The 26,394-nt window shown below is 66.4% G+C and carries 17 protein-coding genes; 1 reads left to right on the forward strand and 16 read right to left on the reverse strand.

The genetic code is table 11. The annotated features are described in order from the left end of the window. Positions 1-41: 41 nt before the first annotated feature. The 10 genes from istB to ACHQ4I_RS27590 all read right to left on the reverse strand — a co-directional run bounded on the left by istB (position 42) and on the right by ACHQ4I_RS27590 (position 20,370). On the reverse strand, positions 42-794 hold the full coding sequence (istB, locus tag ACHQ4I_RS27545) for an IS21-like element helper ATPase IstB (RefSeq protein WP_476445411.1): 753 nt from the start codon (positions 792-794) through the stop codon (positions 42-44). A gap of 999 nt (positions 795-1,793) precedes the next feature. Beyond that, on the reverse strand, positions 1,794-2,984 hold the full coding sequence (locus tag ACHQ4I_RS27550; protein ID WP_420774754.1) for a glycosyltransferase: 1,191 nt from the start codon (positions 2,982-2,984) through the stop codon (positions 1,794-1,796). Further along, on the reverse strand, positions 2,981-4,894 hold the full coding sequence (locus ACHQ4I_RS27555; RefSeq protein ID WP_420774755.1) for a class I SAM-dependent methyltransferase: 1,914 nt from the start codon (positions 4,892-4,894) through the stop codon (positions 2,981-2,983). Before ACHQ4I_RS27555 ends, ACHQ4I_RS27550 begins: the two co-directional genes overlap by 4 nt. Next, positions 4,891-5,982: a GHMP family kinase ATP-binding protein gene (locus ACHQ4I_RS27560; RefSeq protein WP_420774756.1), complete on the reverse strand. Its 1,092-nt coding sequence runs from the start codon at positions 5,980-5,982 to the stop codon at positions 4,891-4,893. The genes ACHQ4I_RS27555 and ACHQ4I_RS27560 overlap by 4 nt, the downstream gene beginning before the upstream one ends. Then, on the reverse strand, positions 5,979-7,145 hold the full coding sequence (locus tag ACHQ4I_RS27565; protein WP_420774757.1) for a glycosyltransferase: 1,167 nt from the start codon (positions 7,143-7,145) through the stop codon (positions 5,979-5,981). Before ACHQ4I_RS27565 ends, ACHQ4I_RS27560 begins: the two co-directional genes overlap by 4 nt. Further along, complete coding sequence (locus ACHQ4I_RS27570) at positions 7,142-7,981, reverse strand: alpha/beta fold hydrolase (RefSeq protein ID WP_420774758.1); 840 nt, start codon at positions 7,979-7,981, stop codon at positions 7,142-7,144. Before ACHQ4I_RS27570 ends, ACHQ4I_RS27565 begins: the two co-directional genes overlap by 4 nt. Then, positions 7,974-8,711 carry an alpha/beta fold hydrolase gene (locus ACHQ4I_RS27575; protein WP_420774759.1) on the reverse strand — a complete coding sequence of 246 codons (738 nt, stop codon included), beginning with the start codon at positions 8,709-8,711 and terminating at the stop codon, positions 7,974-7,976. Before ACHQ4I_RS27575 ends, ACHQ4I_RS27570 begins: the two co-directional genes overlap by 8 nt. Before the next feature lie 7 nt (positions 8,712-8,718). Beyond that, entirely contained in the window at positions 8,719-9,057 is a 339-nt protein-coding gene (locus ACHQ4I_RS27580; protein ID WP_420774760.1) for a phosphopantetheine-binding protein, read from the reverse strand. Further along, complete coding sequence (locus ACHQ4I_RS27585; protein ID WP_420774761.1) at positions 9,054-13,550, reverse strand: beta-ketoacyl synthase N-terminal-like domain-containing protein; 4,497 nt, start codon at positions 13,548-13,550, stop codon at positions 9,054-9,056. Before ACHQ4I_RS27585 ends, ACHQ4I_RS27580 begins: the two co-directional genes overlap by 4 nt. Continuing rightward, positions 13,543-20,370, reverse strand: a complete 6,828-nt coding sequence (locus tag ACHQ4I_RS27590; protein WP_420774762.1) for an SDR family NAD(P)-dependent oxidoreductase — start codon at positions 20,368-20,370, stop codon at positions 13,543-13,545. Before ACHQ4I_RS27590 ends, ACHQ4I_RS27585 begins: the two co-directional genes overlap by 8 nt. Before the next feature lie 741 nt (positions 20,371-21,111). Here ACHQ4I_RS27590 and ACHQ4I_RS27595 point away from each other — a divergent pair. Then, on the forward strand, positions 21,112-21,369 hold the full coding sequence (locus tag ACHQ4I_RS27595) for a hypothetical protein (protein WP_420774763.1): 258 nt from the start codon (positions 21,112-21,114) through the stop codon (positions 21,367-21,369). 54 nt (positions 21,370-21,423) lie between these two features. On the opposite strand, the gene ACHQ4I_RS27600 is transcribed toward ACHQ4I_RS27595, so the two are convergent. The 6 genes from ACHQ4I_RS27600 to ACHQ4I_RS27625 all read right to left on the reverse strand — a co-directional run bounded on the left by ACHQ4I_RS27600 (position 21,424) and on the right by ACHQ4I_RS27625 (position 26,391). After that, positions 21,424-21,777, reverse strand: coding sequence for a hypothetical protein (locus tag ACHQ4I_RS27600; protein WP_420774764.1), 354 nt, complete (start codon positions 21,775-21,777; stop codon positions 21,424-21,426). 19 nt (positions 21,778-21,796) lie between these two features. Further along, the gene (locus tag ACHQ4I_RS27605; protein ID WP_420774765.1) at positions 21,797-23,746 is read right to left on the reverse strand and encodes a hypothetical protein; all 1,950 of its coding nucleotides are present in this window, start codon (positions 23,744-23,746) and stop codon (positions 21,797-21,799) included. Between the two features lie 3 nt (positions 23,747-23,749). After that, positions 23,750-24,691, reverse strand: a complete 942-nt coding sequence (locus tag ACHQ4I_RS27610) for a PP2C family serine/threonine-protein phosphatase (protein WP_420774766.1) — start codon at positions 24,689-24,691, stop codon at positions 23,750-23,752. Then, positions 24,688-25,380: a vWA domain-containing protein gene (locus ACHQ4I_RS27615; protein ID WP_420774767.1), complete on the reverse strand. Its 693-nt coding sequence runs from the start codon at positions 25,378-25,380 to the stop codon at positions 24,688-24,690. Before ACHQ4I_RS27615 ends, ACHQ4I_RS27610 begins: the two co-directional genes overlap by 4 nt. A gap of 324 nt (positions 25,381-25,704) precedes the next feature. Then, entirely contained in the window at positions 25,705-25,989 is a 285-nt protein-coding gene (locus tag ACHQ4I_RS27620) for a LuxR C-terminal-related transcriptional regulator (protein ID WP_420774768.1), read from the reverse strand. 81 nt (positions 25,990-26,070) lie between these two features. Then, on the reverse strand, positions 26,071-26,391 hold the full coding sequence (locus ACHQ4I_RS27625; protein ID WP_420774769.1) for a hypothetical protein: 321 nt from the start codon (positions 26,389-26,391) through the stop codon (positions 26,071-26,073). Between the last annotated feature and the right edge of the window lie 3 nt (positions 26,392-26,394).

Raw genomic sequence — 26,394 nt, forward strand, 5'->3', positions numbered from 1 at the left:
CTATGCAGCGGCAGGCGCGAAGGAAGTCGGGATCGGACGGGTCAGCGCGGTTCGTCGGTGGGTTCGGCCGCCTTGGCACGAGCCAAGCGATAGCTGTGGGTGCCGGTCTCGATGATGTTGCCGCCGAAGGTAAGTCGGTCGATGATGGCGGCGCGGAGCCCAGCGTCGGCGAATGTTGTGGACCAGCTGGCGAAGCCGCGGTTGGAGACGATCGCGACCGACTTCCTCTCCTCACGTTCGGTCAATACCTGGAACAGCAATTCGGCGCCGCGTCTGTCCAGTTCCGTGTAGCCGAGTTCGTCGATGCAGAGCAGATCGACGCCGCTGTAGCGGGCGAGGGTGTTGGTGAGCCGTTTCTTATCCGCGGCTTCGATCAGCTTGTTGACCAGCCTGGCGGCCAGGGTGTACCTGACCCGATATCCGGCCTTCGCCGCCTCGGTGCCCAAGGCGATGAGCAGATGGGATTTCCCGGTGCCGGAGTCACCGATCAAGCACAACGGCAGCCCTTCCCTGACCCAGTCGCAGGTAGCGAGAGTGCGGATCATGGCAGGGTCGACACTGGGGTTGGCACCGAAATCGAAGTCACGCAACGTTTTAGCGCGAGGGAACCCCGCGGCCTTGACGAGCCGTTCGGAGCGGCGGCGGGCTGTCATCTGTTCGGCCTGTAGGTGTGGTCTGCGTTCGCGGACATAAGCACTGACTCGCTGATACGACACGTCCCTCATGCCGTGCTCCTCGAGCAAACGCTGATAGATCCGGGTCGCCGTGTGTCGTTGCCTACGAGGCACATCCAGATCGGCGCGCAGAACTTCGTCGATGAACGGCTTGTAGGGATCCAGCTTCTGTGGTCGCGGCGGATACTCCTTGCGCGGCTCGGGCCACACCGACTCCGTCGCGTTGGCCACCGTGCGCCACCCGACCTTGTGCTTGCGCTCGATGGCCCGCATGGATAAGCCGGCGCGAAGATCCTGGCGGATCGCCGCGTACAGCTCAACTTTCGACATATCAGACAACAGCAGGCTCCCCTCGCCCCGCAACATACAATTCCACTATAACCGCAGGTGTTGCCTGGAATCCGTGACTCCGCAACGGCCCCGTCAAGATTCGTGAGCAAACGCTGTCACGGTTGATGAACAGGAAACGGACCCGAGGTGCGACCTCGATACCGTCCCGAGTATTGGCAGATCGTGTTCGGTCAGGCGGGTCAATGCGGCGCTGCTGCACAGCGACTGTCGAGTCACCACACGCTGGCCATGCGCAACAGTGGGAAGGCTTCGCGGGCACGCCGGGCGTGGATGCTCGGCTGGGCCCATGCGCCGCCGGGTCGGCAGCCTCGATGCATCAGCTCGACGGATCGGCCTCGAGGTATGAAGTCGAACCCGCTTCCAGTAGTGGGTCTTCCCGTTCTGACGACTACGGCCGTCATGATGGCCTGTAGGGCGCGGACTCCGATATCTTCCCGCAACCGGGGCGTCACACATGAACGCTGCTGGCGCTCAACGAGGGGAAGCTTCGATTAGATTCGCCGACATGGGTTTTCGCCGGCCCATCACGATGCCCGATTCTGGGACCCGGTTGTCGAGGTCGAGCCGGCATTCGGCGGTCATCTTCCGCGCCGTCGTATCCGCTCACACCGCCATCCTGATGTCGGCCGAGTACGGCGTGGACCGCTCGGGAATCGCCCTGAGGCAGGCGGATTCGTGCGTATCTGCCCAGGCGAATGGTCACCCCGTCGACGCGGTCAATAGCGCCGGCTCACAGCCCAGCTCGCGCGCCGTATTCGGCGCGCGCGGTCAAATCCTTGCCAATTTCTCCAGGTGGTCGGCTGCGGCGACCGCGCCACCCGCTGCGGCAAAGGACTTCTGCACCGCGCGCGCCCCCGCCCGGTAGGACGGGTCCTCGATGACGGCCAAGATCGCTTCCCGCAACTCCGCCGGGCGGACGCGGCCGAATTTCACTCGGATGCCGGCACCTGCGCCGACGACCTGACCCGCGACGACCGGATTGTCATCGCGGATCGGAGCCACCACCAGCGGAACCCCGTGTGCGAGGGCCTCACACGTCGTGGTGTGGCCGGCATGACAGACCACAGCGTCCAGGCGTGGCAACAGCTTCAAATAGGGCACGAACTCCCGCACCAGCACGTGCCGAGCGGGCAGGTCGATCCACGAAGGCGGGGCGACGACAACCACTTGGAGCCGGTCGCCGAGTCCCTCGACAGCCGCGACCGCTTTTGTCAGGAACGACTGGCCGATATCGCCGCTGACGGTTCCCAAGGTGATCAGGACGTGCTGACGCTCTGGATCGAGCCAGTCGAGGGGGAACTCCCCGTCTCGCGCGGCGATCGCCGGTCCGACAAACCGGTAGTGGAGCGGGAACCGGTCCAGCTGCCCCACCAGTGCCTCGGTCGTGAATGCGAGCACCAGATCGTCGGAGAAGCGCAAGTCGAACAGTTGATCCTCGGACAGCCCCCAACAGCGCGCGAAGACGTCAAGGTGCTGTCCGACCCAGGCTTGCAATTTGGGTCCGAGCGGCTCGACCAACTCCGCCGACATGATTGCCAAAGTGGCCCACGGCAATTCGCGCCGACGCGCGACCAGCGCCCCGGCCACGGTGTGCTGATCGACGGCGAGCACGTCGGGCTGGAAGTCGCTGACGGCGGCTTCGACGCCGGGCACCATCGAGTTGGCCAGCGGGATCAGGAAGTCTTCCCAGAGGAAGCGAAACGCCTCCGGCCCCCGCCTCCCCTGCCTGCGCGCCTCGATCGAACGGCCCCACTCGTACGACCCAACCGGCTCGGCGGAAGCGTCAGCGGGATAACCCACTTCGATCAGCTGACTGCTGGTCGGCAGCATCGGTCCGATCCGTTCGCAGTGCCCGACCCAGGCGACATCATGACCGCGCGCGGCCAGCTCCTGCCCGACCGCTGCGGTCGGGTGGACATGAGCGGCCAGCGGCGGGACGACGAACAGGAATCGGCTCATGGGACACCACTTCCGGATGCGGTCACCGGACCTCGCTCTTTGCGGGCCAGCACTCGGTACGCGTTGCCGCCGCCGGTATGACGGATGACCTGATGGCATACCGAGTCGGTGACCCAGGCAACGAGGCCCACCGGAAATGCGGCGGCGAGCAGGGCCATTTGAGCGGCTCGGAACATCCGTGAATTGCGCAGCCGGGTCTGCGGCAGCCATGGCAGCTTCGGGTCGTAGGTCATGGCGTTCACGGCGAGAACCAGCCCCCACGTCAGATCGCAACCCTTCTGGTTCGCCTCGCCGCGCTGGACCGCCACCGTCGTGAAGCCGCGGTCCGTCAGTGCGCGGATCAGGTTGTCCGGCCGGATCATGTGCTGATGCTGTGGCTGGAGCCAGGGCACCCACCACCGTCCGAGGAGCCGGCCGAAAATCGACTCGGGGTTGGGCAGCTCGATCAGCAGATGACCGCCGGGGGCGAGGGCCGCAGCGGCCGCGTCGAGCTCGACAAACGGGTCGCGGGTGTGCTCGAGATAGTGGAACATGCTGATCAGGTCGTACCGGCCGGCCATCTCGTCGGCGAACCCGGGAAACATTCCCCGGTATGCCCGCCGGACCCAGCGGCGACGCTCGGCCTCCTCGATGGCGTCGGCGAGGTCCAGCCCGTCGAAGACCGTCTGCGGCCAGACCTCGCGGGCGGCATTGCAGAAATGGCCATGACCGGTTCCTACGTCGAGCCACGACTTCGGTGTGGTGAACGGGAGCGGCATCCGCGCTCGATCCAGGTAAGTGCCCTTTGTGAGCGAAAAGCCCTGTTCGGCGACCGGACCGCCGAGACCGTCGTAGAAGTCGCGGTAATAGAACTCGAGGCCGGCCAGCGACAGCCGAGGGTTCTGGAAGACGTGCCGGCAGTTGCGGCATTCCTCCAGCGTGAACCTGCCCGGCTTGTGCTGGACCAGGTCCGGGGTGACCAGGCGCACCGACAAGTCCGCCGCGCCACACCACGGACAGGTGTCCCGGCGCGGCTCGAAGAACCGCTGCGTTCCGGTGGCCAGGTCGGTTTCGTAGGCGGGCCGGCGCTCTTCGATCTGTTCGAGAATTTCCGATCGCGCGGCCGCGCTGTGTTCTCGCACGGCGCCCGCCCACACCATCGGCCTGCGCCACGTCCTGCCGACCACACCTCGCACAGAGGTGTCAGCCGCGATCGGACCGGGCCCCGCCGAAGTCAGCAATGGCTGCAGTCCGAATGCCAATACGGCAAGGGCGCCACAGATCGGGTTGGCCATGGCACATCCGAAAACGAGGGCCGCGAAGGTCAAAGGGGGGCCCGCGAAGGTGGCCAGCATCTCGGCAGGGGACGCTGGCTGATCCTTTACGGCCCGGATCCACGCACGCTGCAAACCTTTGTGATCGGGCAAGGCGGCAAGACCAGGCACGAGAACAGCGTCGGTGGAGGTTCCCGCGTACTGCTTGAGTCGCAGCGCGATCCTGGCGAGCTCCGCTGGCTCGAGCATCTCGAGTTGGCCGATACCAGCTCGCTCCACCACGTCCGCGTCGGCGAGTATCGCGTGAGATGCGCTGCGCGCAGGGGCGAACGGATCGGAACGGAACGTGGCTGGGTCATACCTGCGCAGCAGTTCCGATATCGTCTCTGCGGTCAGACCGTCCGGGATGAGGTCTAGCACCTGCAATCCGCGCCGAGCGGCGTGCGCGCTCGCGGCGCGGCGGGTCTCGTCGTCCAACTGCACTCCGGCAGCGGTAAGAAATCGGTGGCCGGGCCCGACCGGGCCCGTAGCTGGCTCGAGGACCGGCAGGCGGCGCAGACGCCGGCGCAATCGGATCCCATTCCCCACTATCCCTGCCGCGGTCAACAGCGGCAGCAGGCCCAACGACTTTCTCCGGTTCGATGCCTTCGAGATCATGATCGGCTCTCCGTCTTCGTACTCGGTCCGGCGATGCGTCCGGCGCGGCGGACGGCAGCCGAGGTCACGAATCGTGGTGGACGCCATCCGCTCTCGCCGAATGCTCGAACGATCGCGGATCGGACGGCGGCGACCTGGGCTGTAGGCACCAACACGATCGCCGGTCGCCCCATTCGGTCTGCTATTGCCCGAGCGCCCAGCGCTCCCGCCGACACCCCGGTCGCCACCGCGAGGTCCTGCTCGACGCTGGTCCGTCCGGTATCGCGCGCTCGGGTGTGCGCCGAGGTGAGAAGCGGACCCAGGCCTGCGGCGTCGCCGCGACGCAGGATCGCCACCGCCTCCTGTACCAGGTCGCGCTCGTCGACATCCAGTGCGTCGGTCCGGAACATCTCGGCGGTGCCCTGACGCACCCGAGTATCGATGATCAACAAGCGCAGGTCCGCCGACTCGAGGTCGAGCGGCAGGTATTCGTGCGTCGTGTCCTGGGTGTCGCGAGTAAGCGCCATACCGCCGTCCAGGAGCAGCGAGGCGGCTGCCACGCCGGGCCCACGGACGGGAAAGGAGAAAGCGCTGAGTGCGCGGTCGACAAGTTCGACGCTGTCGGCGGGCCGGATGTCGAGCCCGTACAGGTCACGGAAGGCGAGGACGGTCGCACAGGCTACGGCCACCGATACCGCCGGTCCTGAGTCGCGGGGAATGTCGGTCATGACGGTGACGGTTGCGCCGCCGAACCTATGCCCGGCTTCGCGCATGGCCCACAGGACCGCCAGCGGCTCGACGACCCAGTCTCGCGTGGTCGCACCGACGCCATAGGCGTCCGGGGCGAGGTTGGCGAGGTTCGACTTGTACTTCTCACCAAGGCGATTGATCGACCGCAGCACGACGGTGTCGTCATTGCGGGGTTCGACAGCCACGATCGCGCCCCACCGCACTGCCATCGCTAGCGCGGCATCGTCGTCGCCGAGCAGCGTGATCGCACCGGGGGCATGCCAGTATCCAGCAGGGAGCTTGCCGTGGAGCTTTTTGTAGAAATGGCCGACAACGCGGAGGTCGAGGGCCGCGTCCAGCTGCGAGACGAGATCGGTCATATCAGTTTCTCCAGATGGTCCGCGGCCGTAACGGCACCGCCCGCCGCCGCGAAGGACGCCTGCACGCGGCGGGCCGCGTGGCGGTAGGCGGGTTCGTCGAGAACGGCTAGTACCGCCTCGCGCAGCTCTGTGGCCCGCACACGACTGAACTTCACCCGGATTCCCGCACCGGAATCGGCGACCTGCTGCGCGACGATCGGTTGGTCGTCGCGGATCGGCGCCACCACCAGCGGCAACCCATAAGAGAGCGCCTCACAGGTTGTGTTGTGCCCGCCGTGGCACACGACCGCGTCGATGTGGGAAAGAAGCGACAACTGCGGAACGGACTCCCGGACGAGGACATGCGACGGGGTGGGGCCGATCGACTCGGGCGAGGCGACGACGATCAGTTGTAACCGCTCGCCCTCATCGGCTACCGCGTCCAGCATCGTGCGAAAGAAGCGGCCACCTACGTCGGTGTTCAGCGTCCCGAGCGAAACGAGCACCCTTCGCCGCTGCGGATCCAGCCACGACCATGGGAAAGGAGTTGTTTGCGGCCGGGCGGCGAGCACCGGGCCGGGGAATTCGTAGTGTGCGGGAACAGCGTCGAGCGGCCCGATCAGCGCCGCGGTCGAATAAATGAGCACCAGCCGGTCGGACCAGCGCAGATCTATCGGATCGGCGATGCCGTGGGCTCGCTGGAAGCCAGCCATGCACTCGGTCACCCAGTCCTCGACCTTGGGCATGGCGGCGAGCGGGCGAACCAGCTCGGAGGATGTGACGGCCGAGGTCGCCCACGGCACTCCCGATCGGCGTGCGGCAACCGCACCGCCGAGCGCCTGCTGGTCGGACACGATCACGTCCGGGGCGAACGCGTCGATTGCCGCCATGACGGCGGGGAGCATCACATGCCCGAGCGGGACCAGAAACTCCTCCCAGAAGAACTTCAGTTCCTCCGACCCCTTCAGGCGCAACCATCGATCCCCGAAGGCGCGCAGCCGCTCGGCGGAGAAGTCGTTGGCGACCGAAAATATCCGGCTGTTCCCGGGCAGCAGGGTTCGGAGAGCCTCGGTGTGGCCGACCCAGGCCACCTCATGATCACGCCGGGCCAGCTCCCCTCCCACGGATACCGTGGGGTTGATGTGCCCGGTCAGCGGCGGTACGACAAAGAGAAAGCGACTCAACGGCTCTCACCGCCCCCCAGGGCGGCAGTGCGGGGGCTGGGTCCGTGCTCGCGCAGCCACGACACCACAACCTCACAGAGCACAGCGGTCGACTCGCGTAGCACCGTGTGCGCCATTCCCGGCAGGATCGCCAAAGTGCAGTCCGGTACATGGCGGGTCAGATCGCCGGCTGCGGCGACCATGTCGGACCGTTCTCCGAATATGCCCAGCACGGGGCAGACGATCTCGGCCAAACGGGTCGGGTCGACCGGTGGGCTGGCGGCCAAGTCTTCGATGAGTGTGGTCTCGCTCAGCAGTCCCGACATGCCGCGCACTTGCCTGGCTATTTTGCGCCAGCCAACGGCGGCGCACTGCTCGTCGAGCCGGTCGTATTCATATAGCAGGGCCGCCGCGCTCAGGGTGTTGAGCATGCTCTCCAACCACGCCTCGACCGCCGCGCCCGCGCAGCAGGAGTCGATGAAGACCACGCCCGCGACCCGATCCGGGCGCTCCAGCGCGGCGAGCCCGGCCAGTATGCCGCCGTAGCTGTTGCCGACCAGATGTACCGGTTGGGATCGGTCCAAGGTGTCGAGAATCGCGAACAGATCCCCCACGGCGTCCTCGAGGCGATAACCGGTCGCGGGTCGTTCCGACCGGCCCTGGCCACGCTGGTCGTACAGGATCACCTCGGCACCGGCCTTCGACACCGGGCCCGCGAGCGTGTAGTAGAAGCTCGACAGGTCATCGACGGCAAGGCCGTGCAGGAACACCACGGTCGGGTAGTCCGCCGAGGTCGAGCCGTTCGGTGCCAACCGTTGGACGTGGAACCGAAGGCGATTGGCGACGATCTCAGCCATCGGCTACCCCCAGGAAGCTACTCACGACGTCGGCGAGCGGACGCCGGGATTCGATGTGTAGATCGTGGCCGCCGGGCAGGACGCGGCAGGTCATCGCGGACTGGTCACGGACCATCCCTTCGGCTACGGCGCGATACCTGGACTGGGATCCCACCGCGATCAGCGTCGGAATCCGAGCCAATTCGGCTAGGTCGGCGGCGGTGAGTGCGGGTTCCGCCTCGAGCTCCGCCAGCAATGTCGTCTCCTCGACCAAGCCGAGAGCCAGTCCGGCCCTGCGGTTCCCGCGGGACGCAACCGCGGCCGTCCGCGCTTGCTCGAGCGCCTGCGAACTCTCGTCCGACGTCCACCACGGCCGGGCCCGTTCCGCTAATGGCGGATCGACCATGACGATTCGGGTGACCCGGTCGCGATGGGTGAGTGCGAAACGCGACGCGACGATCGCACCGAAGCTGTGTCCCACGACTGCGAACGGCTCCAGATCCGCCGTCAACGCGTCGAGATCCGACGCCATCTGCGTCGAGCCATAACCCGACGGCGTTCGCTCGCTGAGCCCGTGGCCGCGCCAGTCGATGAGTCGGATCCGGCACCGAGCCGCGAGCAGCGGGGCCACCGTCAGGTACCAGGAGGCCACGCTGCCGGTGAACAATCCATGCAGCATCACGACCAACGGCCCCGACGTTCCCAGCTCCACCGTGTGGAAACGCGCCCCGCGCGCGACTACGAATGCCATCGGTCGCTTACTCCGGCATCCGGACCGGCTCCTGGTCCGGCACGACGTCAGCGGCGGGATTCGCGAGACTGCGTTCGATGTGCGTCACCAGGCGACCCACATTCATCGAAATAATCTCGTCGATATCCATATCGGCGACGAACGCCACGAAGTCGACGTTCGCACCGAAGCGCTCCTGGAGCTTCTCCCCCAAGGCCACCATCTCGATGCTTTCCATCGCCAGGTCGTCGCTGAAGGTCGTAGCCGGGCCGATCTCGACGTCCATGAGGAAGTCCGGACCGATCACCTGAGTCAGCAGGCTGACTACTTCGTCGAAAACACGAATCTCACTGCTGTCGACTGTCATTGAGCGTCCTCTCGATCGTCGGTACCTGTCCAGGCGACTACGTGTGCTTCATTCGGGCCGCCGACGAGGCGAGTGCGGACTCGCCAGGTCGTGGAGTCGCCGCCGACTGCCTTCACGGTGAGGACTTCGTCACCGTCATCACTCTCGCCCGTGGCCGAAACAACGAAATCCTCGGCACGCCGGTCGGTGCCCCGCGCTTTGGCGACCGCCTCCTTGGCCGTCCAGAACCGGGTCGACCATGTCGTCCGATCCCCGGCCAGACGATCCAACTGCGCCCGCTCGCCGTCGGTGAGAGGGAAATCGGCTGTGCCGGCTCGCTGGGCTACGGCTCGGATGTCGATGCCGACCGGCCCTGTTCCGGCGAGCGCGACGCCGAGGCCAGGTGCCCGCCCCCGACATTCACTCTGCGCGATGCAGACGCGTAGGTCTGGGGGGATCGGTCTGCCGACCACATACGTCTGGCCCCGCTCGTCTGTGCCGACACCGATCTCGCACGGGTAAACCGGACCGCCGCCGCGACCCCAATACCAATTCCGTACCGCGTCCTTGCCGGCAATTCGTCCGAGCAGCCACTGTCGCTGGGCCAGCGGGGTCAGTCGTTCGTACTCGGCGCGCTCGGCAGCTCGCAGGTAACGGCGCATCGCCAGCTCACGCGACCCGGTGTCGGGCCAGCGTTCCCGGACCAGACACCAGTCTCCCGGCTGCATCTCGCCGATCCCGGTTGACTCCGGGGCGAACTTCATCGGCCAGGTGACCTCATCGCTGGCGAAGCGGTGGTCGGTCCAGCTCTCGATCCGAGCCCAGAGGCGGCCGGTCCCGTCGACGAGTTCGGAGTCGGCGCACACCTCGGTATCGGTGATCTGCCGAGTCCGCACAGTCTGGGTCAACCGCGCTCCTACCTCGGGATATGGCCCGAAGACGTGGATCGCCTCGACGCTGACCGGGAAGCAAACCCGGTTGGCGTCCAGACTGATCTGTGCCCAGTGCCCGATAAGTTGCCCCGCGGCGTCCAATAGCGCGCCCCGGGTCGGCAGGTTCACGAGCACGCCGCGGTGGCCGTTGTCCGCGCTACACAAGATGTCGGCGATACCGGCGAAGCGCGGGCCGTGGAATGCCCAGTGGTCGGTGTACACCGCTGGCGCGTCGACTACCGGCGGCCGTTCTCCGGTCAGCGGCTCGGTGCTCGGGGCGGGAGGTACTGGATAGCTCCCGGCGAGTAGGACTGTGCCGCTGGCATGGCCTTCAATTCGCACAGTGACCCGTTCGACGCCGTCGGGACCATGACCGTCCACCTCGGCATGGATCGTCACCGTCGTCGGTGGGGCGGCGACGAGCCAGCGAATGGCACGAACCCTCGCCCAGCCGACCAGCACCCGGCCCGGGAGCAGGGCGCGCGCGGCGTCGGCCATCATCTCGAGCATCACTGTCAGCGGAACCACGGGAAAGGCATCGGATGGGTCGGGCCACCCCGCGGGCACCGCGGCCAGGGAATGGTCGACCAACTCGGGCATCGTTTCCAGCGAGCAGACTTGGGTGATCGTGATCTCGGCGGTGGGCGCGACGGGGGCCCCGGCAACCGGCGCGGTCGAAATCCCGCCGGCGCGCCAGGCATCGACTACCGATCTCGCCTCCGCGGTCACATCGGTCAGCAGGGTGTCGAATTCGGCGAGAACCGGGTGGTCGTGCGCGTGATCGACGGGGCGGGAGTTCTGTCCTGTCGAGATGCTGAGCGGTTCGACGGCTCCGTCGATGTGCACAAGCGGATTACCCAGGTCGAGTTGCATGACCGTAGCCGATTGCGCGGTCGACATTCGCGCACCGGGCAGACGATGAAAATGCGGAGACCGGCCGGCGGCCCACAGCGCAGCAGCGACCCTGCGCAGTTGGTCGAGACCGGTTCGACCCGGCGCATCGGCCGCCACCACCAGGTGCTCACGTCCGCGCAGCGTGTCCTCGACGAATCCGGGCAGGCTGCCGGGTCCCACCTGGATGAACGCCCTGATCCCGGAGTCGTAGAGCTTGTCGATGAGCTGGCGGAACCGCACCGGCTGGATCAGGTGTCGGATCACCAGACCCCTGATCTCCTCGGGTGCGTCCGGGAATGGGGCGAGGGAGGTTGCCGACCAGACCGGTACGTCGGGCGGCTGCAGGGACAACTGGCGCAGCGCGTCGTGAGCCGGGGCTAGGTAGGGCTCGATCATCGGCGTGTGGAAGCCGGTCCGGACCGGAACCAGTTGAGCGAGCACCGCGTGGTCACGGAAGCGAGCCATCGCGGCTCGGATGCGGTCCGGGCGACCGCAGATAACCGACTGGTGCGGGCAATTGTCATGCGACACAACGACACTGGTCGCGCCCGCCAAGTCGCCGAGGATCGTAACGGCCCGTTCGGCGGAACAGCCGAGCGCCGCGTACACAAGGTCGGGCGGCTGTGCGAAGTCAGGGCCGAGCGACTGCAGAAAACCGTCGAGACTCTCGCGTGTGTAGATCCCGCCGACGACCATGGCAGTCCACTCGCCGAGGCTATGCCCGGCCACGAGGTTCGGCACGACGCCCAACTCGCCGAGGGCTGTGGCAAACAGACGGCCGACAGTGATGGCGTCGACCGCTTGCTCGATGAAGTGGCTGCCACGGCGCAGTCGCGGTACCGCAAGACCGAAGTGTTCGGCCACATCGTCCACGTGGTACTCGATGTCCGGCTCCAGCCCGGGGAAGAGAAAGGCGATCCCGCCGGTCCCGTTGAGCAGGGGCGAGGGTTCGAAATAGATGTCGTTGCGCCCTCGCCATGGGGTTCCCCGGGCGACGATTTTGCGCGCCACGGCCAGCCGCCGCGGATCCGGGGCGACGATCGCGAGCCGACTCGGTCCGCCGGGCACCGCGAGGCTTGCGGCATCGTCGCGCTCGAGCAGCCGCGCGTCATCAACAGCCAGGCTGCGGGCGATCTCATCGGAGTCAGCGCCGGTCAACAGCAGCAGGCGCTCGCCGTCGATATCCGAATGCCGGTTGGTGGAGCGCGGCATTTCGGCGGCCCGCCGCACTCCAACGGCGGCGACGGCTGTCGAGGCTGCCGGCGCTTGCTCGACGATCACGTGTGTGTTTATCCCGCCGAATCCGAATGCGTCGACCGCAGCGCGGCGCGGAATGTGGGCTGGGCCATCCCAGGGCCGGGCTTGCGTGACCGGCGCGAACCGGGTGCCGGCGATGGCGCGATGGGGCTCCTCGCAGTGCAGCGTCGGCGGCAGCACACCGTGGTGGACCGCGAGGATGGCTTTGATCAGTCCCGCGATGCCAGCGGCGGGCATGGCATGGCCGATCATGGATTTGACCGAGCCGAGGCCGATATCCGGATCCGCCGCGCGCCCCTCATGAGCGCCGTTACCAGGTCCGAAGACCCGAGTGAGCGTGGCCAGCTCGGTCTCGTCACCGAGCGGCGTCGCGGTGCCATGCGCTTCGAGCAGGCCGATCGACGCTGGAGCCGTGGGATCCAGGCCGGCAATGTGCCAGGCGCGCTGCAGCGCGAGGACCTGTCCCTGTGTCCGCGGCGCCATCAGAGTAGAAGCCCGCCCGTCGCTGGACACGCCGGTGCCGCGGATTACCGCATAAATGCGGTCGCCGTCGCGCTGGGCATCCTCCAGCCGTTTGAGCAAAACCATCCCGGTTCCCTCGCCTATCAGCATGCCGTCGGCGGCACGGTGGAACGGGCGGATGGTCTGGCTGCGGCTCAGAGCGCCGAGCTGGGTAAAGACACTCCACATCACAATGTCGTGGGTGTGGTGCACGCCGCCGGCGATTACCGCGTCGCACCGCCCTGAGGCGAGTTCGCGGATGGCCTGATCCACGGCGATCAGAGCGGACGCGCACGCCGCGTCCACGACATATGCGGGACCTCCCAGATCGAGCCGGCTGGCGACGAGGGAGGCCGCCAAGTTCGGTACCAGACCAATCGCCGCTTCGGGCCGCTCAGGTCCCAGGCACGCTTGGAAGGCCTCCCGTACCTTGGTCAGCTCTGCCTCGGCAAGACCCGGAACAAGCTCACGAAGTGTCGCGACGAGCTGGTGTGCTGTTCGTACCCGCTGGTCCAAGCGGACTCCGGCCGCCGACAGGTATCCGCCGCGACCCAAGATGATCCCTACCCGGCTGCGATCCGGTAACCGGTCTTCGCCACCGGCATCGTCGATCGCTTCGGTCGCGACCCGCAGGGCCAGGAGTTGGTCGGGCTCGGTGCCAGCGGCTGCGAACGGCATAATGCCATGTCGCGCGGGGTCGAAAGTTGCCAGTTCGTCGATGAAGCCGCCCCTGTGACAGTACATATGGTCACTCGCGGCGGGTGCATCCGGCTCGTAGTAAGTCGGGTCCCAGCGGGACGCCGGCACCTCGGTGATGGCGTCCACGCCCTCGACAATGTTGCGCCAGAACGTCGGGGTGTCGGGCGCCCCCGGGAATAGGGCGCCCAATCCGACAACCGCCGCGGCCACGCTGAGTGGCGACTCAGGCATCGATCCGCTCTTGCCTACTGTGGACCTGCCCGTTCCCGACGATCGCTTCGGGATGGCCGCGCACATAGATGATCTGCGCGGCGCCCGAGCCGTCGCCATGAGCCAGTTCGCGAAGCAGGCAGGCCACGCCGTCGTCGTGGTCGATGACCCCGAGCCCCCGACGGGCGTACTCATGCTCGAGTTCGGCCGAGACCATACCGCCATCGGCAGTCGCCCAGGGGCCCCAGTCCACCGACACGACGCGCCCTGCGAATCGCGTTGCCAACGAGTGGGCCATGGTGTCGAGGGCGTCGTTGGCCGCCGCGTAGTCCACCTGGCCGCGGTTGCCGTATACACCCACGATGCTGCCGAAGAGGACGAGGAAACGCAGGTCGGGCCGGACTGCGGCGATCAGTGCCCGGGCACCGTCGACCTTGGTCGCGAAGACTCGTTCGAACCCGGCGTGAGTCTTGTCGCGTAGCAGCCGGTCGTCCAGCACGCCCGCACCGTGGACCACACCGTCGAGGCGGCCGTGCCGACCGTAGATATCCTCGATAACACCGCGCATCGCGGCCGAATCTCGGACATCGGCCGTGTGGTAGCGCACCGAGCCGGCATACCGGCTCAGCTCGGCCAGGGTGGCCCGGATCTCCCGTTGCTTCAGCAACCGACTGGTGACCGCCTCCACCTCGGGCGGAAACCGGACACCCTGCTCGATCACCGCGCGCCGCAGGGAGACACGGTCGGTTGCCTTCGCCGTCTCGGGATCCTCCTGGCCGGTCGGCGCAGCAGTACGGCCGACCAGCTCGATGTGGCATCCGGTGGCTCGGGCCAGGCCGATCGCGACGCCCGCGGTGATTCCGCGAGCGCCTCCCGTCAGCAGAACAACGGAGGAGGGCCCGAGCCCGAGCGCCGCGAGCTCGCGATCGGTCGGCATGACCGGCAGTGGAGCCGAGGTGACACGCGGTGCGGCACGCTTGCCGTCGCGGTATCCGACGACGGCGGGGGCATCCCCATTCGTGTGTTGCAGTTCGGCGAGAAGGTATGAAGCGATCCGGTGCGGCTCGTCGTTGATGTCGACATCGACGGCATGAACGACGAGCTCTGGGAACTCGCGGGCAAGCGAGCGGACCAATCCGTGCAGGCCCAGTCCCGCGTCGTGGACGCGTTCGCTCTCGGCGCCCTCCCGACCGAACCTGCCGCCCAACCCGGTCGCAATCAGCAACTCACGCGTTCCGCCCAGAACGATGTCGCGGATCCCGGAAAACCCATCCGGCAGTACCGGCTTCGCCCCTGGTACGACAGCACCGAGGTGCACGACCGTGTCGGCCTCTCGCAGCGCTGCGTCATCATCCCCGTCGCCCGGCACAACGCGTACCTGCGCGCCGTGCCGCTCCAGCAGGGCAGCGAGTTCGCGGTCGATGCCCAGCCCCGCCTCGACGATTGCGAACCGGCGACCCGCGAGGGCCGAACCATTGCTGTTCGCCGGCACGACGGGTGCCTCGAGCTCGGCGACCTCTACCACGAAGCGCTCGCACCCAGCAGCGGGGGAAAGACCCTCCAGCGCTGGCGCGGCTTGACCGCTGCGGGCCACCTCTGCACCGGCCTCGGGCGAACCGTCAAGGGCCGGGGACCCAACCGAGCTGCCCGAGCGCGCGATGAGCCAGTCGACGATGGCGCGCAGCGTTTTGAGGCGGGCCAACTCCTCCACACCGGACTGGTCCATCGATTCGAGGCCGCCACCGAACGCACTCACTCGCTCATGCAAGGCGCCGAGGATCTCGGTGCGCTTGATGGAGTCGATGCTGAGATCGGCTTCGAGGTCCAGATCTGCTTGGAGCATGTCCTCGGGGTATCCGGTCCGCTCGCTGACGATTGTCCGCAGAGCCGCCAGCGCGTGGTCCGGCGTCAGCGGGGCATCCGATTGCGGGGCATCCGGTTGCGGGGTACCTGGTTGCGCGGTATCCGGTTGATGCTCACTGCCGCGAGTGGGTAAGGGGGCGCCGACGGCAGCGGGGACCGCGTTGTTCGGCGCGGGGTTCAGGGCGGGGCGCGGCTCAACCGACGCGCCGAGGTAGCCCAGCATCACGTCACGTTGCGCGGCCACCAGCTCGCGAGTGGACCGAAGGAAGTCCATCATTGCGGCGTCGCGGGCTGCTCCGACCTCGGCCGGCGTGCCCGGAACGGTGGGGGCCGCCTGCATCTCCAGCTCGCGTGCCGGCTGAAACGCGCCGGGGAGATACTCGCCATCGGAGGTGCGCACCAGATAGCCGCTGACAACCCAGCCAGGTCGGTGGGGCACTGCGGTCGCCGATACTACGGCCGCGTCTCGCCCGCGGAAGAGCGGCACCGGATCAACCGGCACCCCCGCCACCGCGAGTTCGGCGAGTGTCAGCAACATCCGACGCAACCCGGGCTCGCCAGGAATGTCGCAGGCCACCGCCCTGTGCGGGCGACCGTCGAGGATCTTGTCGACGAGTCCGGTCAGCACATGCCCGGGCCCGGCCTCGACAAAAACGCGAACACCGGCATCGAACATCGCCTCGATCTGCTCGACGAAGCGAACCGGTTCGGCGACCTGGCGCACAAGCAGCTCCCGGATGCCGTCCGCATCGGCGGGATACGGCGAGGCAGTCGCGTTCGACCACACCGGCATCGTCGGCGCTCGCACCGAGCAACGGCCGAGTTCGACGGCCAGCCGGTCACCGGCGGCGGCCACCACCGGACTGTGGAACGCGCACGCCACGGGCAACATCGTCGCGGAAATCCCGTGCTCGCCGAGCCTGCCCAGCGCCGCTTCGATCGCTCGAGTCGTGCCGGCGATGACAGTCTGCTCAGGCGCATTGTGGTTGGCCACAACCAGTTCGGCGCACGACTCGTCGCGCGCGAGGAAATCGCGGACCCGCTCGGGGGCGGCGCTCACTGCCGCCATCTGGCCCGGGTCGTCCCCGGCCGCGGACAGGATCGCCTCGCCACGCGCCCGGCTCAACCCGAGCAACTGCTCCTCGTCGAGCGCACCGGCTGCGCAAAGCGAAACAAGTTCGCCGTAGCTGTGGCCCCCGACCACATCAGGCCGAACGCCCACCATGGCGAGCAGGTCGTACATTGCGAGCTCTGCGACACCGAGCGCCGGCTGGGCAACCCGGGTATCGGTGAGGGTGGCACGTTGGCGAGCGGCCTCCTCCGGCGAGAAGGCCGCCGGCGGAAACATCGCTCCATACCACTGGTCCCCCAAGCGCAGGAAGCGCCGTAGCCGGGGGAAGGCCACGAAAAGGTCGGCGAGCATCCCGACTCGCTGCGATCCCTGGCCGGGAAAAAGGAACGCCACCTGACCGGTTTCGGTGCCATCCGACGCGAAGAAGATCCCGTCTGTGGGCGCGGGCTCGAAATCCCGAGCGCGAGCCAGTCTGGCCGCCAGTTCGTCCAGATCCGATGCCACGACCGCGACTCGAACCGGGCATTGCGAAGGCGTCGCCGATGCGGTGCGAGCAAGATCCCGCAGCCGCCAGGGCCGCCCGGCGACGTCATTGGCCGCGATCAGTTCGGATATGCGGTCCATCTCCCGCACTGCCTCGGCTGCATCGGCGCCGCGGAAAAGGAACAGTTCCGCCGGCCACTCGTCGAGTCCATGGGCCGGCTCGGGGGCGCCGCCGTACCCCGCGAGCACCGTATGGAAATTGGTGCCACCGAACCCGAACGAGCTGATTCCACCGATCCGCTCGGCCGGTGGCGCGAGCCATGGCCGAGCCGCTGTATCGAAGAAAAACGGGCTCGACTCACGCTCCCAGTACTCGTTCGGCGCCGTGATGTTGCCTGTCGGCGGACGTACGCCCGCGTAGAGCACCCGCGCCACCTTGATCAGGCTTGCGATACCCGCCGCACATTTGGTGTGGCCGATCTGGGACTTCACCGATCCCAGGGCACAGACACCCGCGGGGGCGCCGGCGTCGGTCAGCAGGCGGGTCAGCGCGGCCAGCTCGGTACGATCCCCCACGACGGTTCCGGTGCCGTGCGCTTCGACCAGCCCAAGGCTCGCGGGCGACAGGCCAGCCATCTTGTAGGCACGATCCATCGCCAGCTGTTGCCCCTCGAGCCGCGGGGCCGTCAGCCCCAACGAACGTCCATCGCTGGAGCCGGCGATCCCCTTGATCACCGCGTACACGCGGTCGCCGTCGCGCTCGGCGTCGGCCAGACGTTTGAGGACTACGCAACCAACCCCTTCCCCGAGAGCGATGCCATCGGCCGCCGAGTCGAACGTCCGGCACCGTCCGTTGCCGGACAGGGCGCCCACAGCGGCGAAGAGGAGGTAGTCATAGATGCTGTTGTGCGTGTCGGCGCCCCCGCACAGCACCATGTCGCTGGTGCCGGCCCGCAGTTCCTTGCAGGCCGAGTCGAGGGCCGCCAGCGACGAGGCGCAGGCCGCGTCCACCGTGTAGTTCACGCCACGCAGGTCGAGCCGGTTGGCGATGCGACCGGCGATCACGTTGCCGAGCACGCCCGGGAAGGAATCCTCGCTCAAGTCGGGCAAGTGGGCGTCCAGGGCTGATGGCAGCGCACCGAAATAGGCGGGGAAAAGCGAGCGGAACCCGTATGCCGTCCCCAGGTCGGTTCCCGCCTCGGTTCCGAACACCACGGAGGCGCGTTTCCGATCGAACTCGCGGTCACCGTATCCCGCATCACGCAGCGCCCTGGTGGCTACCTCCAACGCGAGAAGCTGGACCGGTTCGATACCTGCGAGGGACGCGGGTGGGATTCCGTACGCGAGCGCGTCGAACGGAACGTCCGGCAGGAATCCGCCCCATTTCGACGGCGACTTACCTCCGCCGACGCGCCCCACCGCATCCGAGTCGTAGTAGATGGCCGGATCCCAGCGGTCCGCAGAGACCTCGGTTATGGCATCCACGCCGCCGACCACGTTGGACCAGTACCGTGCGGTATCTCCCGCCTGCGGAAAGACACCTGCGATGCCGACGATCGCGACGTCGAGCGGCGATGCGCCCGCCTCCCCTTCCCCGGCCGGAATTGATAGCGGGGTGAGCCCCAACTCGGCGCCCCTGGCCGCGATCATGTCGGTGGCGCCCGCGCTCACCTGGTTGTGCAGTCGCTCAACCGTCGTCGTGGCCGACCGTAGGGTGGCGACGTCGCCGATCATGAACATGCCGTCGGCGCTCTGAAAATTCTCGTCGACCGGCACGATTTCCGCGCCCTGTCGGCGCAGCCCCTTGCTTGCGATGCGCAGCCTACCCAGGTTGAACTGCTCCAGCTCGGCCCACATCTGCTGCGGTGCGACGCCATCGGCGATCAGCTGGTGCTTGGTTTCCAGGAAGGTACTCACATACGGCGTGTCCACACACCGGGTGGAGTGTCCGGGCGAGGTCTCCAGCAGCACGGTGTGCTCACACCCCAGTGCCGCGCGCTGAAATGCGGGTGTGATCGCGCCGGAGGCAACGGACTCCTCGGTGAATAGGTACGCGGTGCCCATCAGCACGCCGATCCCGGCGCCGCGTTCGGCCAGGGGAGCACCGAGCGCAGCGACCATCGCCGCCGACCGCTCGTCGTGCACGCCGCCGGCGAACAGGATCTGCAGCTCCTCGAAGTACCGCTCGCCACCGGCAGCGGAGCTTGTGCCGAACGCCAGCAGGCGTTCGATCTGGGTCTCCCACAGCGCGAAGCTGCTGCGTGGACCAACGTGGCCGCCGCACTCACTGCCCTCGAATACGAACCGACGGGCGCCTTGGGCCAAGAACTGGTCGAGTAGGCCTGGTGATGGCACATGCAAGAAGGTCGGGATGCCGGCCGCCTCCAGCTCCGCCGACTGCGACGGCCGCCCACCGGCGATGAGCGCGAAAGGTGGACGTACCGCGAGTATCGCCGCAAGCTGCGCCTCGCGGATTGCGGCCGGTACGAACCCGAGGATTCCCGCGCCCCAAGGGCGATCGCCCAGAAGCCCGGCGGTCTCTTCCAGCAGCGCGTGGGTTTTCTCCCCGGACAGCAGCGACAGCGCGAGGAACGGCAGTCCGCCTGCGTCCGCAACCGCCGACGCGAAGCCGGCCTTATCGCTCACGTGCGTCATCGGTCCCTGCGCGATAGGAAAGCGCAGTCCGTGCGCGGCGGCGAAGGTCGCGCCCGAATCGAGCGGCCGGCATGTCTGCGCGGTAGCCAACGCGGCCATAACGGAGCCGCGAATCGCCTGGACCACACCGCCCGCGGTGACGTGGCGCGACGCCAGCTGCGATGCTGTGACGGCGTCCTGACCGACCGGGAGCAGTTGTTCGCGCAGGTCTCTTGCGCCCAATCGCGCTGCGATCGTCTCGGGTTCGGCATCACCGGAACTGGCCATGCTCCTGGCCAGCGGAAGGTCCGGTCGGACGTAGAAGCGGTAGCCGCCGACCACCGCAGTCTCGCTGCCATCCATCGCCCGAATTGCGCTCGACACCTCCGACGGGAGATCCATCTCGGTGGTCAGAGCGAGCTGGACGTCCAATACGACACCGGCGGCCCCGCCGGCGATCGCGGCGGCGGCGGTGCGTACGCCGATGCCACCCGCGGCCCAGATGGGCACCGTGATCCGCGAGTCCGCCAGCAGTTGCTGCATCAGCACGAAAGTGGTCGAACGACCGACTCGCCCACCGCCTTCACAGCCACGTGCGATGAGGCCGTCCGCTCCGGCCGCCACAGCGGCGCGCGCCTCGACGTGCGAGATGACTTCGATCAATACCCGCTGACATGGTTCGACGAGCTCTGGCCACCAGGGCGAGTCCGGGCCGGGAACCCACGGCAGTACTACGGTGACGACGCGCTCAGGCAGATCCTTCGGGGTGAGATTGCAGTCTCGCGGCACCCGAACTCCGAAAGTTCCCGGCCACCAGGCGCACACCTCCGCGAGGGCCGCCTGTGGCGTTTCCCCTCCCAGAGCCAGGACACCCAAGCCTCCTGCTCGTTCCACAGCGACGGCCAGCCGCGCGTTCGGCTCATCGAAAGGATCCATACCTATGATCAGGTCGTTCGAACCAAGTGCACCAAGCATGCGCCCGCTCCCTTCGAGTACCGCCTGGCCCCTCGTTTGCGCGGCCATTGCTGTGGCCGACTCAACGGAGGAGTCGAACGTTCTACGCCAAGGATCGTCGAACAGCTCCCGGCGACGTCAAAACCCCTGTCGCCCTTATCAGACTATAGTCCTCGCCGAGGCTGCGGCGGCAGCACATCAATCTGATATTTTGGTGGTCTCGCGCGTTTCAGCAAATACGCAGCAGCGCGCGGATGACCCTGTGCCGCGACAGCTGGACCGGCTGCCTCATCAGCAGCCGGACAGCGTCGGGCCAGCCACTCCCGCACCTGGCAAGTCAATCGCATGGCGCGAGCTGGTAACGCTCCAGGATGCCCCGCACCCACTCCCGAAAAGTGTTGCGGCAGCTCGGTGTAACGCACACATCAACCGGCGAACACGCACCCGCATCGTCACCGGACGCCCGTCGACAGGCACGTCGGCCACCGTCCGACCGGCGATATCCGTGCACCGGCGCAGACTCAGCTCCGCAGCTCGAGCGCTCAGCCGGGTCCCCCAGGGGGCCGCGCCCACGCGATGACCTTCCCTCTCTCGTCGACCATCAGCGGCGATAGCCCCGAAAACACCACGGCGGCACGCATATTCATCTCACACACCGAAACACTGTGCCGTCACGGCAATGTCGTCACCGCTGACCAGGCCCCGCGCGCGGTGCCGGGATTGCTCCCGGTCCGCTTCCGCGGGCCTTTCACCGAACGCGCCGTGCGCCTCTCGGCGCAAGGGGCTCTGTCGTCGGACTGGTTGCAGGGTTATCCACCGGCACCGTGGGGCTGAAAGTCGCTGTGGGACATGCCGTTCGGATCGGGATGGGCCACGAACATTGTCGATTCATTTCCGGGGGTAGTCGATAACTTCTGTGCCACCGAAACTCTGGATAACGCTGAACAGGATGGGCAGACTGTCGCAGGCCCGCTTGATGACCTCTTCGTTCTCGAGCAAGGTCTCCACCGAATTCACGGTCTGGCTGGCTCCGTTCAGCATCTTGCCGATCGTGTCGTCGGGCACCCTCGTACCTTGAAAGGTGCTGAAGGTGACGGGGTAGTCGAAGAGCTTGTACTTGTCGACCACGCCGCGTTCCGCCGGTGTCAAATCCAGCCGATAGCTCAGCGTGAAGGTGAATCCTTTACTGCCGCCGAGCATTCCGCGAACTTCGTGCTGACTGCGTTGGATGTTCAGGCGCATTTATTTCTCCTTGTTTTCATTATCGAATGGCCAAACCCTGGGAGGCGGCGTCGCGCAGATTGGTGGAGACGATCCTCCCGTCGCTCGTCCGTGCATTGAGCCATACCTGCGACGGTTCGTATCCCCAGATCGTGTAGCCGCTCGCCAGTGACTGTTTCGAGGCCTCGATATAGGTCCACAGATCGTCGGAGCCGTACTCGAATTCCACTCCGGCAGGCAGCGTCAGATACCCCACCCGCTGCCAGCCCAGGTATACGGAGACGCGGTTGCAGCCGCTGCCCCGATAGCCCAGCTCGGAGCCCAGGTACAACTGCCACATACTTTCCACGGGCCCGGACTTGGTGCTCTGAAAACCGAGCGTGAGCCCGCCACCACAGCTGAGAAATCGACTTTTGAAAGGGAAGGTGGTCGATGCGAGCTTGCGCACCGAGTCGCTTTCGGCGTCGCCGAAGCCTGCGCGGGCGCCCGTCCCGAGCCACACGGCGACACACAGCAGCACCACACCGGTCGCCACCGCTGGCCTGCGCCCCTGCCAGGGTCGCAGCGCCAACAACGCGCCCGAGATCAACGCGATCAGCGCCCAACCGCCGCGCAGCTCCGCCCAGAAGTAAGGCCAGATCGCCCTGATCTGATCGTCATAAACGAGACTCGAGGTCTGTAGATAGCGACCACGCAGCAGGAAGTGGCCGATGAGCCAAGGCACGACCACCGTCAACGCGGAGAAGATCGCCACGCTCGCAACCGTTCCGTCGATCGCGCGGTGCCGCCGTATCGCGCTCGCCTGCCGCACGGACGCCGACGGCGCCGTGATCGGGGGTGCAGGCCGGGTGACGGGGGCCGTCATCGTTGGCGCGACGACGGTAGGTTTCCTGACCGGCGTCGTCACCGGAATACGGGAGGTCGTGGCGGCTCCTCGGACCGTCCGGCCCGTGGCGCCGACGGGGCGGCTGTGCCGCTCGGACAAGCGACACCAAGGACACACCTTGTTGTGGTACGGGTACACATGCGCCTTATCCCGCGCGCACTGGACGGTCGTAATCGCCGCGAGGGCGCGTTGCCATTCCGCGGCGGAAGGGCGTGCGGACGGATTCTTCGCCCCGGTACCGAGTGCACGCTCGAACAATGCTTGCACTGTTCGAGGCAGCATCGTCATCGGTGGCGCGGCGGGATGCGCCTTCAGCTGGGAGTTCAGACCACCAGCCCACTGTCCGCCGGCCGCAAGAACCAGCGCCTCCGGCTTATCCCCCGGTCCGGTCCAATCTCCGCGCAAGAACGGGTGATTCCCGGCCATCAGCAGCAAGTAGATATGGATCGCGAGCACGAAAAGATCCGAGTTCTTTTCTCGCGCATGCCGTTTGAGGTCGACACCGGCGAGTTCCGGCGCAAGGAATTCGGGCCGCGCGACATCACACAGGAATATCCTATTGCCACTACGGAATTGGAAGGAGTCGCAATCGACCAGAGTCACTCGCGTCGTATTGCAGACGAGAATATTGCGCTCGTTGAAATCACCGATGACGGCACCGGCACGGTGCGCTGTGTCAACGGCGAGGCACAGATTGGTGGCGATGTTGACCAGGTGGGTCCAAGTCACCTGTTTGGGCCACTGCGGCCCCGCAGGGTTCGGATGCTGACGATCGGCGGGGTTGCTCAGCTTGTGCACCTCGACCGCGGTCGACATATCCACCTTGCCCATGACGAAGCCGCAGATGGTCCCGCTCTCGACAATGGTTTGATCCGGCCAGGTCAGCACGACGAAACCGTCCGGCTGCACGGCATCGGGAGGCCGCGCCTTCGCCATCGCCTGCACCTTCGTCCGTTTGGCGGCGAGCGCGGTGAGGTGCGGATGAAAGATCTTGGCGACCCATTCCGGGTGGCCGGCTATGTCGCTGATGGTTCCCTCGCCGGCCTTGGCCAGCTGGGCGCCGAGCCGGATAGTGCGTCCGTCGCCGAGATGAAGTCGCTGCATGCCTCAGCCTTCGGCTGCACTCTCCGTGACCGGTGGTCTCAGCGGCGTGATCGCAGGCCACCGCGACGACACCCGACGGGTCAACGACGCTCCGAATACCGATCCGCTCTCGGCGCTGCACTGCAGCCGGGCTAGCACCAATGTCTTGTCGTCCTCGGTCTGATCCTCCTCGATGCTGTCGAGCCACTGAGCGAAGTCCTCGTCGCGCAGACCTGCGGCCAACGACGACCAAGCGCCCTGGAAGAACGGGACAAATGCCGCTCCGGTCGGGATGTCGGTGATCTTGTAGCTCATACCGTCGGTACTGAGGGCGAACGCCGTGACATCGGTAGCGGTGTGCGTGCGGAAGGAGTCGGCGAAAGCGTTGTCGGACTGGACAAACCACGTCAGGTTCGCGTACTCCGCCTTCTTCTCGACGAGGATCGTCTCGACGCAGCCCGTCCGCTCCACCGCGATGATGCCGTCGCCGATCTGGCCGAAGACGGCCAGACCCGGGCGGGCGAGCGCGACGGCCAAGGTCGTCGCGAGCTCACCGAGGGGCTGCCCGTAGTACTCGGCTCGATGGCGAAGTCTGCCGAGTGCGTGACGGAAGAGCGACTCCATCAGATCCTCGGCAGCCTGGCCATCACCTTCGATGGAGGCGAACCGCTCGGCGAACCATGGGGTGAGGACGTCCGCGACCACGCCGCCGCATACGGTGTGGGAGCCCCACGCGGATGTCTGGGTGACACTTCCGGCGCCGTCGGCGACAGCGGCTACGACGAAATCGCCCATGGTGCCGTAGGCGAACGCGTCATCGCATCCGAGACCATTTTTCCGATGTTCACGACCGGTGACCGATGCGCCGCAGACCGACCACTGGCGTCCGAGGCCACCGGGCACCGGCGGCGTAGCGGACTCTGCCTTCGCGGTGTCGCCGCTGCCCGCGGAAACAGAGATCGTCATGCGGACGTCCAGCCGATAGGGGCGAGTGCCACCTGCTGGGAGTTGGCGGCAACCTGGTCGTCGGACTTGCCGAAGCTCGAGGAGCTGGCCATATTCCCGAGCGAGGCGGACAACCACTCGAAGAACTCCTCGAACTTCAACCCGGCCAACGGCGCGGGTGTGCGCTGCTGCGAAAGTCGTTTGAGTTGCCCATAATCGACATTCTCACCGACGCCGACCGCGAAGACAGTGACACCATTGGCAGCCTCCATGGCATTGAGCCGGGCCACCGCCGCATCGAATCCGTCCGGATTCGGCTCGCCATCGGTGAGCACCAGCAGCCACGGGCGAAAATATTGGATGCCGGCCGCTTTGTACTCCAGTTTGCGCTCCTCGATCATATCGATCGCGAGATCTATGCCGGCGGCCATATTGGTGGACCCGTTGATCGCGAACCGGGCAGGCTGCAGCATGCGCGCCTCCTGTAGTGGCACCGCCACCTCCGCGTAGGAGCCGAAGGTGATCACCGCGACTTCAGCGCGCTTTCGCGCCAGGTCATCGGTGGTGACGTAGCGTACGAAAGCCTCGAATCCCGCCTCCAGGGCAGCGATCGGCGGTCCCGACATCGAACCCGATACGTCGGCGAGAACAATGCAGGCGACCCGAGGGTCCGGGTTGGCTTCATTGAGCGGAATGGTCAATTCTGACAACGGGATTCAACTCCTTAGCAAGGCCTCAGCAAGGCAAGATATCGGTGACACGAGTCACCGATACGTCGGCGCGTGAATCATGCGCCCCCGCAGGCAGATCCACTGGCAGGTCATTTGCTATTGCCCCGAGCGTCCGCGTTCCTCCGGCGCATGCGACCCGCATGTACAACTGTAATCACCGTCGAATCGATTGCGGTGTCCAGCATTCGACCGACAGACACCGTCCACGGTCGATGGAAGTATCGTGAACGATGATCTTCGAATAGGGAAGCCGAACTGGATGCGACGATTGAGCCAGCTACTCGAACCACATGCGAGCGGCGATCACAACTGGTCGAGGCCTATCAGTTCATCCTGCAATGCCCGGGAAACCAAGGCGGCTTTAGTGTGGGCCGGACGGCCGACGGCGGCGTACTTGTCCCTGATCCGAGCCAGGTGCGTGTTCACCGTGCCCAGCGAAATGTAAAGGCGGCGACCGACTTCGACTTTGGAGTCCGAGCCGATCCAAGCCAGTAGAACCTCGATCTCACGACTACTGAGCGCCGGACGCTGACCCGGCTCGAGCACGGCGGACGGCGGGACGTTTTCGTGGCCGAATGCGACACTCATGAAACTTTCCTTTGCTGCAATACTCTTCGCATTCTTTCGGGATAGGCGAAGACCCTCATGGCGATACGGAATAAACCGCTGTCAACGGAACAGACTGCGCACACACACTCGTAGCATGGCCACGGTCATCACGAACAGCACGAGAAATATCGCCGCTCGCGATACATCGTCAGAGTTTCCGGCCACGCCGGTATAGGCGGCCTGGCCGTAGAAGAAGAAGGCGACATCGGCCAGCACCAGAATCAGCAGCGCCCACCACGTCCACACACGTGGGCGTTGTCCATGGTTGATCCTGACTTTCTGATTGCCACCGTTGTTGGCGATGATGTTGCCGCCGTTGGATGCCACGTTGTGTTGATTGTGCGGGGTGGGATTATTGTTCGATCCCGGCGAGGGGTGCATTCA

It is taken from the genome of Nocardia nepalensis (assembly GCF_048910785.1).
Lineage (GTDB): Bacteria > Actinomycetota > Actinomycetes > Mycobacteriales > Mycobacteriaceae > Nocardia > Nocardia nepalensis.